The organism is Klebsiella sp. GN_Kp190 (assembly GCF_040061795.1).
In the GTDB taxonomy this organism is placed as follows: Bacteria; Pseudomonadota; Gammaproteobacteria; order Enterobacterales; family Enterobacteriaceae; genus Klebsiella; species Klebsiella michiganensis.
This window is the reverse complement of the sequence record NZ_JBEAFN010000033.1, coordinates 72,302-80,405: the sequence shown is the minus strand read 5'-3', so window position 1 is coordinate 80,405 and position 8,104 is coordinate 72,302. Positions and strand designations below refer to the sequence as shown.

7 protein-coding genes and 3 tRNA genes are annotated in these 8,104 nt (G+C 56.1%); 9 read left to right on the top strand and 1 reads right to left on the bottom strand.

The genetic code is table 11. The features are described 5' to 3' along the window. Window position 1 precedes the first annotated feature (1 nt). The 4 genes from ABLU67_RS20835 to ABLU67_RS20820 all read left to right on the top strand — a co-directional run bounded on the left by ABLU67_RS20835 (window position 2) and on the right by ABLU67_RS20820 (window position 1,076). Window positions 2-78, top strand: a tRNA-Met gene (locus ABLU67_RS20835). A gap of 45 nt (window positions 79-123) precedes the next feature. Beyond that, window positions 124-198, top strand: a tRNA-Gln gene (locus tag ABLU67_RS20830). A 97-nt stretch (window positions 199-295) separates the two neighbouring features. Continuing rightward, window positions 296-370, top strand: a tRNA-Gln gene (locus tag ABLU67_RS20825). A 124-nt stretch (window positions 371-494) separates the two neighbouring features. Then, window positions 495-1,076: a hypothetical protein gene (locus ABLU67_RS20820; RefSeq protein ID WP_025106391.1), complete on the top strand. Its 582-nt coding sequence runs from the start codon at window positions 495-497 to the stop codon at window positions 1,074-1,076. A 7-nt stretch (window positions 1,077-1,083) separates the two neighbouring features. Here ABLU67_RS20820 and ubiF read toward each other — a convergent pair whose 3' ends face one another. Further along, entirely contained in the window at window positions 1,084-2,259 is a 1,176-nt protein-coding gene (gene ubiF, locus ABLU67_RS20815) for a 3-demethoxyubiquinol 3-hydroxylase (RefSeq protein ID WP_232553445.1), read from the bottom strand. Window positions 2,260-2,467: 208 nt separating this feature from the next. On the opposite strand from ubiF, the gene miaB reads away from it, so the two are divergent. From miaB to lnt, 5 genes are all read left to right on the top strand, one after another. Further along, window positions 2,468-3,892 (top strand): tRNA (N6-isopentenyl adenosine(37)-C2)-methylthiotransferase MiaB, encoded by a 1,425-nt coding sequence (miaB, locus tag ABLU67_RS20810; protein ID WP_004111391.1) that lies wholly within the window; start codon window positions 2,468-2,470, stop codon window positions 3,890-3,892. A gap of 144 nt (window positions 3,893-4,036) precedes the next feature. Then, window positions 4,037-5,083 (top strand): PhoH family protein, encoded by a 1,047-nt coding sequence (locus ABLU67_RS20805; protein WP_004134159.1) that lies wholly within the window; start codon window positions 4,037-4,039, stop codon window positions 5,081-5,083. Next, window positions 5,080-5,547 carry an rRNA maturation RNase YbeY gene (gene ybeY, locus ABLU67_RS20800; RefSeq protein WP_004130446.1) on the top strand — a complete coding sequence of 156 codons (468 nt, stop codon included), beginning with the start codon at window positions 5,080-5,082 and terminating at the stop codon, window positions 5,545-5,547. The genes ABLU67_RS20805 and ybeY overlap by 4 nt, the downstream gene beginning before the upstream one ends. A 98-nt stretch (window positions 5,548-5,645) precedes the next feature. Beyond that, complete coding sequence (corC, locus tag ABLU67_RS20795; protein ID WP_004130445.1) at window positions 5,646-6,524, top strand: CNNM family magnesium/cobalt transport protein CorC; 879 nt, start codon at window positions 5,646-5,648, stop codon at window positions 6,522-6,524. A gap of 22 nt (window positions 6,525-6,546) precedes the next feature. Next, window positions 6,547-8,085, top strand: a complete 1,539-nt coding sequence (lnt, locus tag ABLU67_RS20790) for an apolipoprotein N-acyltransferase (RefSeq protein ID WP_025106393.1) — start codon at window positions 6,547-6,549, stop codon at window positions 8,083-8,085. The last annotated feature ends 19 nt before the right edge of the window (window positions 8,086-8,104 follow it).

Genomic DNA, 8,104 nt, shown 5'->3' with positions numbered 1-8,104 from the left:
TGGCTACGTAGCTCAGCTGGTTAGAGCACATCACTCATAATGATGGGGTCACAGGTTCGAATCCCGTCGTAGCCACCATACAAAGGAATTATTGATTCAGTTCGATAAATCCAAAAGAATTGTTGGGGTATCGCCAAGCGGTAAGGCTCTGGTTTCTGATACCAGCATTCCGAGGTTCGAATCCTCGTACCCCAGCCAATTTTAAAAGTCGCCCACGCTGTGCGCGCACCCGTTGGAGTATCTCCAGGCGCTAAGCCACCGGTTTGACCCCGGTACGAAATGGTCAACGTAAAATTGGGGTATCGCCAAGCGGTAAGGCACCGGATTCTGATTCCGGCATTCCGAGGTTCGAATCCTCGTACCCCAGCCAACAAAAAGCAAAAAGCTCGCTTCGGCGGGCTTTTTGCTTTATGAATTCCGAAAAAAGCTGACCTGAAGTGTACCTCGTTCTCAGCTCTGATAAATTACAGAGTCAATGAGTAAAAGGATTTACGATGAACTATCAGGTTTTCCCTCTCTTTACCCGCACCATAACCTTGCTCTTTTTTCTGATCGGCTTCGCTTTCTGCCTGTTCGGGATTTCAGCCTTACTAACCTACAGCATCGTGGTTGGTTTGTTTTTTCCCGTCGGCATATCCATGCGCCTGCATCGGCTCAACGAAACGGGCCTCGCGCTAACGCTCACCGAGGATACCCGCTGGATAACCTACATTCATGGCTTCCCGGCTAAGGAGCAGAGAGACGTCATTAAGAATCCCTGTTTTTGGTCAACAGAAAGAACGCGGCAATTTTTTCTTCGCTGCTTTGCGAGCAAGATGATTCTTCAGGCAGCATGTATCGCCATCCTTGCCTGTGACGTTCTGTCTTCCGAAGGCGACGCGGTAACTGCCATCCTTGCGCTGCTGGCGCTGCTGTTCCTGCTCTATATGTCAGGTAAAAGCGCCTATTCCTTCTATTTGCTCGCCACGAATCAGTGGCAGTGCGAATCCCTGACAACCTCTGGCGGCAGTATCTGGTATCAGGGATTCTTGCCCAAAAAAGAGGGTAAAGACACGCTGTTTGCGCGATTATTTTGAATGCGGATTATAGCCCCAACGCGTATTTCAACGCCTGACGCTTCAGTCCGCCGGCGCGTTCGGCCGCCATCAGCCCAATGTTTCTCAGCATACGCACCGGGGGCAGATCGTTGCTAAACCCGGCGTAAAACAGATCCATCCCAGACTGCATAATAAAGTTGTCCGCCTGACGTCGCGTCTGGTAGCGCTTAAGTACCGGCAGGCTGGCCCACTCTTCGCCGTGGGCTTTTGCTCTGCCAAGAATATCGAGCAGCGCATCGACATCGCGATAGCCGAGGTTAACTCCCTGCCCCGCCAGCGGATGAATGGTGTGCGCAGCATCGCCCACCAGCGCCAGCCCCGGCTTAACATACTGCAATGCGTGGCGGCGGGTGAGCGGGAAGGCGCCCGCGCTCAGCGGCGTAATCTCTCCCAGCCGCGACGGGAAGTGGCGAGTAATTTCCTGCTGTAGCTGAGCCATGCTCATGCCCTGCAGTTGGCGGATCCGCGCCGGCGCGTCGTACCACACCAGCGAGGCCCAATGATCGAACAGCGGTAAAAACGCGCGCGGCCCCGCCGGTGTGAACTGCTGCCAGGTGCTGTCGCCGGGATCGTCCGCACACTGTACGCTTATCAACATACAGGATTGCTGATACTGCCACGCGTGGATGCCGATTCCGGCCAGCTGACGCACCTGCGAACTGGCGCCGTCCGCGCCCACCACCAGCCGCGCATCAAGCTGGCTGCCGTCGGTCAGCGTTAAGGAGACGTACGTTTCTTCCCGACGCATCTCCTGGAGCGATGTTCCCACCTGCAGCGATATGCGCTCATGGGCTTCCAGCGCCTGCCACAGGGCTCGCTGCAGGACGTTATTCTCCACCATATAGCCCAGTTCCGGCAGCTTCAGCTCCGCGGCATTGAAGACAACATGGGCGCTTTCCCACTCCCAGGTTTCTAGCTGGCGGTACGCATGGGCGCGCATGGACCGCACGCTGTCCCAGACACCGAGGCCTCTCAGCAGCCCTACCGATGACGCGCTGATTGCCGAAATACGCACGTCAGGCGGTGAAGACGCATCAAAAACCGGTGGCGCGTTTTTTTCTATGACCGTCACCGTAAAGCCCAGCTGCGCCAGGCCAAGCGCGAGCGCGCCGCCAACCATTCCGCCGCCGACGATAACGACATCTGTTGCATGAATTGTCATGGCTATTATCCTTAAACCCGAATCCCCTCAGTTTACCGGATTTTTATTCGGCTTGTGGTGATTACGGTCGTACTGGTCAGGGCGCGGTCAAAGCATTACAATACGCGCCCTGCAATCCTGGCTTTATATCCGTCACCCTTCACATTGCAGAGCAACATCCGGTGAAGACGCTGACTTTGGGTATACCTAATTAAGCATGAGCAAGTCGATGACAAAAAAACTCCATATTAAAACCTGGGGCTGTCAGATGAACGAATACGATTCATCAAAGATGGCCGATCTGCTGGATGCCACCCACGGGTATCAACTCACTGAAGTGGCGGAAGAAGCGGATGTGCTGCTGCTCAATACCTGCTCAATCCGTGAGAAGGCTCAGGAAAAAGTATTCCATCAGCTAGGACGCTGGAAGCTGCTGAAAGAGAAGAATCCCAACCTGATCATCGGCGTTGGCGGCTGCGTGGCCTCTCAGGAAGGCGACCATATTCGCCAGCGCGCCCACTACGTCGATATTATTTTTGGGCCGCAGACCCTGCACCGTCTGCCGGAAATGATCAACTCGGTACGAGGCAACCGCAGCCCAGTCGTCGATATCAGCTTCCCGGAAATCGAAAAATTCGACCGCCTGCCGGAACCGCGCGCCGAAGGCCCAAGCGCCTTTGTTTCCATCATGGAAGGCTGCAACAAGTACTGCACCTACTGCGTGGTGCCCTACACCCGCGGTGAGGAAGTGAGCCGCCCAAGCGACGATATCCTGTTTGAAATCGCCCAGCTTGCGGCTCAGGGCGTGCGTGAAGTCAACCTGCTCGGGCAGAACGTAAACGCCTGGCGCGGGGAAAACTATGACGGCACCACCGGTAGCTTTGCCGATCTCCTGCGTCTGGTTGCGGCGATCGACGGTATCGACCGGATCCGCTTTACCACCAGCCATCCCATCGAGTTCACCGACGATATCATTGAGGTTTACCGCGATACGCCGGAGCTGGTCAGCTTCCTGCACCTGCCGGTACAGAGCGGTTCCGACCGCGTGCTGAACCTGATGGGCCGAACCCACACGGCGCTGGAATATAAAGCGATTATCCGCAAACTGCGCGCGGCGCGTCCGGATATTCAGATCAGCTCCGACTTCATCGTCGGCTTCCCTGGCGAAACCACTCAGGATTTCGAGCAGACCATGAAGCTGATTGCCGATGTGAATTTCGATATGAGCTACAGCTTCATCTTCTCCGCGCGTCCGGGAACGCCGGCGGCCGATATGGTCGACGACGTACCGGAAGAGGACAAGAAGCAGCGTCTGTATATTTTGCAGGAGCGCATCAACCAGCAGGCGATGGCCTGGAGCCGCCGTATGCTCGGCACCGTGCAGCGCATTCTGGTGGAAGGCACCTCACGTAAGAGCATCATGGAGCTGTCTGGCCGCACCGAAAATAACCGCGTGGTGAACTTCGAAGGCTCGCCTGAGATGATCGGCAAGTTTGTCGATGTCGAGATCACCGACGTCTGGACAAACTCCCTGCGCGGTAAAGTGGTGCGCACCGAGGACGAAATGGGTCTGCGCATCGCGGAAACCCCGGAGTCGGTGATTGCCCGCACCCGTAAAGAAAACGATCTTGGCGTCGGTATCTACCAGCCATAATCCGTTCAGGCCTGCCGGCTCCGGCAGGCCTTGTATTTCCTCTCCTGAACCCAATATCTATAGCGATGCTTGCGCCATATTCCGATGACGTGAATAATTTCCTGACCGGCTACCTTCCGGCTATCTATGTATAAGAGGAACAGCTTGAATACAGACACTCGCGAAATCACCCTTGAGCCCGCGGACAACGCCCGTCTGCTGAGCCTGTGCGGCCCGTTTGATGACAACATTAAACAGCTGGAACGCCGCCTCGGCATCGAGATTAACCGTCGAGACAACCACTTTAAACTGACCGGTCGGCCGATTTGCGTCACCGCTGCGGCGGATATCCTGCGCAGTCTGTACGTCGATACCGCGCCGATGCGCGGCGAAATTCAGGATATTGAACCGGAACAAATTCATCTGGCGATCAAAGAAGCCCGCGTGCTGGAGCAGAGCGCCGAAAGCGTGCCGGACTACGGTAAGGCCATCAATATCAAAACCAAGCGCGGCGTGATTAAGCCGCGTACGCCGAATCAGGCGCAGTACATCGCCAATATTCTCGACCACGACATTACCTTCGGCGTCGGCCCTGCCGGGACCGGGAAAACCTACCTGGCGGTCGCCGCCGCGGTAGACGCGCTGGAGCGCCAGGAGATCCGCCGTATTCTTCTGACCCGTCCGGCGGTTGAGGCCGGCGAAAAACTGGGCTTCCTGCCCGGCGATTTGAGCCAGAAAGTCGATCCGTACCTGCGGCCCCTGTACGACGCGCTGTTCGAGATGCTCGGCTTCGAGAAAGTCGAAAAGTTGATTGAGCGCAACGTGATTGAAGTCGCGCCGCTGGCCTATATGCGCGGCCGTACGCTGAACGATGCGTTTATCATTCTCGACGAAAGCCAGAACACGACCATTGAACAGATGAAAATGTTCCTGACCCGTATCGGCTTTAACTCTAAGGCGGTCATTACCGGCGACGTCACGCAGATTGACCTGCCGCGCAGCACCAAATCGGGCCTGCGCCACGCGATTGAAGTGCTGGCAGAAGTCGATGAGATCAGCTTCAACTTCTTCCATAGCGAAGACGTCGTGCGCCACCCGGTGGTCGCCCGCATCGTTAACGCCTATGAAGCCTGGGAAGAAGCAGACCAGAAACGTAAAGCAGAACTGGCCGCCGAGCGCAAACGCGAAGCCCAGGAACAGGAGCATAAATGAGTCAGGTCATTCTCGATTTACAGCTGGCTTGCGAAGATAACAGCGGAATGCCGGATGAAGCCCTGTTTCAGCGCTGGGTCGATAGCGTTATCCCGCAGTTTCAGGAAGAGTCGGAGCTGACGATTCGCCTGGTTGATGAAGCGGAAAGCCACGAGCTGAACCTGACCTATCGCGGGAAGGACAAACCGACTAACGTGCTCTCTTTCCCGTTCGAAGCCCCGCCGGGTATCGAAATGCCGCTGCTTGGCGACCTGGTCATCTGCCGTCAGGTGGTTGAACAGGAAGCGAAAGAGCAAGGTAAACCGCTGGAAGCGCACTGGGCGCATATGGTGGTCCACGGTAGCCTGCATCTTTTGGGCTATGACCACATCATTGATGAAGAAGCGGAAGAGATGGAATCCCTCGAAACAGAGATAATGCTTGCTCTGGGCTATGAGGATCCGTACATTGCCGAGAAGGAATAACCCGTTGCCGGCTTTGCCGGCGACTGGCCGCTATGCCGGGCGCTGAGTATACGCGTGACGAGCGACTATTTAACTAACATGAGAACCCATACGACGCCATGAGCGACGACAATTCACACAGTAGCGACACAGTAAACAGCAAAAAGGGATTCTTCTCCCTGTTACTCAGCCAGCTCTTTCACGGTGAACCCAAGAATCGTGACGAACTGCTGGCGCTGATCCGTGATTCCGGGCAAAACGACCTTATCGACGAAGATACGCGCGATATGCTCGAAGGGGTAATGGATATCGCCGACCAGCGCGTCCGCGACATCATGATCCCCCGCTCGCAGATGATTACCCTGAAACGCAACCAGACGCTGGACGAGTGCCTCGATGTGATCATCGAATCGGCCCACTCGCGTTTCCCGGTGATCAGCGAAGATAAAGATCACATCGAAGGGATTCTGATGGCCAAAGATCTGCTGCCGTTTATGCGCAGCGATGCCGAAGCCTTCAGCATGGAAAAAGTGTTGCGTCCGGCGGTTGTCGTGCCCGAGAGCAAGCGGGTTGACCGCATGCTGAAGGAGTTTCGCTCCCAACGTTATCATATGGCTATCGTTATCGATGAGTTTGGCGGCGTCTCAGGTCTGGTGACCATTGAAGACATCCTTGAGCTCATCGTCGGTGAAATAGAAGACGAATACGACGAAGAAGAAGATATCGATTTCCGTCAGCTGAGCCGCCACACGTGGACGGTGCGCGCGCTGGCCTCAATCGAAGATTTCAACGAAGCGTATGGCACCCACTTCAGCGATGAAGAGGTCGACACCATCGGCGGTCTGGTCATGCAGGCGTTTGGTCATCTGCCTGCCCGCGGCGAGTCTATCGACATTGATGGTTACCAATTCAAGGTCGCAATGGCTGACAGTCGACGTATTATTCAGGTACATGTAAAGCTTCCTGATGATGCCCCGCAGCCGAAGCTGGAAGACTAATCCAACGGGACGATTAACCTAAATGGTATTTGCCTCTCTTATTGAACGCCAGCGCGTACGTTTGCTGCTGGCGCTGTTATTCGGAGCCAGCGGAACGCTGGCTTTTTCACCTTATGACTTCTGGCCCGCAGCCCTTATTTCGTTAATTGGCCTGCAAGGTTTAACCCTCAACCGACGTCCCCTGCAAAGCGCCGCGATTGGCTATTTCTGGGGATTAGGGCTGTTCGGCTCCGGTATTAACTGGGTCTACGTGAGCATCGCGCAGTTCGGCGGTATGCCCGGTCCGGTCAACGTTTTCCTGGTGGTTCTGCTGGCGGCCTATCTGTCGCTCTATACCGGATTATTTGCCGGCATTCTTTCGCGCCTGTGGCCGAAAACCAGCTGGATACGCGTTGCCATCGCCGCCCCGGTGATATGGCAGGTTACCGAGTTTCTGCGCGGCTGGGTGCTAACCGGCTTCCCGTGGCTACAGTTCGGCTACAGTCAGATTGACGGCCCGCTCAAAGGCCTGGCGCCCGTGATGGGCGTTGAGGCGATTAACTTCCTGCTGATGCTCGTCAGCGGCCTGCTGGTATTGGCTATCGCGCAGCGTAACTGGAAGCCGCTGATTGCCGCCGTCGTGCTGTTCGCCCTGCCCTTCCCGCTTCGCTACATTCAGTGGTATCAACCGCTGCCGGCGCGCGCGACCACGGTTTCGCTGGTACAGGGCGATATCCCCCAGGCGATGAAATGGGACCAGAATCAGCTACTCAACACCCTGAAAACCTATCTGGATCTCACCCAGCCGCATATGGGTAAATCGCAGCTGATCGTCTGGCCGGAGTCCGCGATTCCAGATCTGGAAATTAACCAGCAGCGCTTCCTCAGCATGATGGACGACCTGATGCGGTCGAAAAATAGCTCGCTGATCACCGGCATCGTCGATGCGCGTCTGAACGCGCGGAATCGCTACGATACGTACAACACCATTATTACGCTGGGCAAAGATAACCCATACAGCTACGACTCAAAGAATCGCTACAACAAGAATCATCTGGTGCCGTTTGGTGAGTTTGTGCCGCTGGAATCGATTCTGCGTCCGCTGGCGCCGTTCTTCGACCTGCCAATGTCCTCTTTCAGCCGCGGGCCGTACGTGCAGCCGCAGCTGGTGGCGCATAATATGCGTCTGACGGCGGCTATCTGCTACGAGATCATTCTTGGCGAGCAGGTGCGGGATAACTTCCGCCCGGATACGGATTTTCTGTTAACCATTTCGAATGACGCATGGTTCGGCAAATCTATCGGCCCGTGGCAGCACTTCCAGATGGCGCGAATGCGCGCGCTGGAGCTGGCCCGTCCGCTGCTGCGCAGCACCAATAACGGCATTACCGCGGTCATCGGCCCACGCGGTGAAATACAGGAGATGATCCCGCAGTTCACCCGCGCCGTATTAACCACCAAAGTGACCCCAACGGCAGGACTGACGCCGTACGCGCGTACGGGGAACTGGCCGCTGTGGGCGTTAACCGCCTTGTTTGGCTTTGCTGCGCTGCTGATGAGCCTGCGCCAGCGCCGTCAATAATTGCTTCTCCCGCGGCGGC

Coding starts and splice junctions, on each gene's coding strand:
- ABLU67_RS20820 (WP_025106391.1), top strand. CDS start 495: ATGAACTATCAGGTTTTCCCTCTCTTTACCCGCACCATAACCTTGCTC.
- ubiF (WP_232553445.1), bottom strand. CDS start 2,259: ATGACAATTCATGCAACAGATGTCGTTATCGTCGGCGGCGGAATGGTT.
- miaB (WP_004111391.1), top strand. CDS start 2,468: ATGACAAAAAAACTCCATATTAAAACCTGGGGCTGTCAGATGAACGAA.
- ybeY (WP_004130446.1), top strand. CDS start 5,080: ATGAGTCAGGTCATTCTCGATTTACAGCTGGCTTGCGAAGATAACAGC.
- corC (WP_004130445.1), top strand. CDS start 5,646: ATGAGCGACGACAATTCACACAGTAGCGACACAGTAAACAGCAAAAAG.
- lnt (WP_025106393.1), top strand. CDS start 6,547: ATGGTATTTGCCTCTCTTATTGAACGCCAGCGCGTACGTTTGCTGCTG.